Source organism: Mesorhizobium sp. M8A.F.Ca.ET.207.01.1.1, from assembly GCF_004794715.1.
Lineage (GTDB): Bacteria > Pseudomonadota > Alphaproteobacteria > Rhizobiales > Rhizobiaceae > Mesorhizobium.
Genome location: NZ_SRUS01000256.1, coordinates 1 through 355, shown reverse-complemented (window position 1 = coordinate 355; position 355 = coordinate 1). Strand labels below are relative to the sequence as shown.

Annotated in this window: 1 protein-coding gene; it reads right to left on the bottom strand. The window is 59.4% G+C overall.

Translation table 11 applies throughout. The annotated features are described in order from the left end of the window. Positions 1-125 (bottom strand): glycosyltransferase family A protein (locus EN850_RS34415; protein ID WP_136092996.1); only part of this gene is annotated, 125 nt, incomplete at its 3' end. Positions 126-355: the final 230 nt, after the last annotated feature.

The following is a 355-nucleotide window of genomic DNA, read 5'->3' as shown; positions in this document are numbered from 1 at the left end:
CTATGCGTTTGGGCGAGCACGGACGCCAAGGTACGCTCGATGAATGGTTCCGCGTTGTATGCAGGGATGACAACCGCCACGAGCGCGTTGGTAGAGTGCTGTGAATTGCCCGGCAAATCCGCCATCCTCTCATATCTCGACTAGGACACCCTGTAACCGCGCGCCGCCTCTAGTACATTTAGCTGGTTAGTTCGCGACCGCCGCTTCTAGCGGGGTCTGCAGCGTAATTGTGATGGTGTCACCCGGAGCGAGCAGGGTATCTTCGGTCGCCCCGGTCGTCTCAGCCTGTCCGTCATTGGAACGGGTTACACCTATCGAAACCCGCCGGCTCCCTTCGGCTACAAGGTCGATGCGC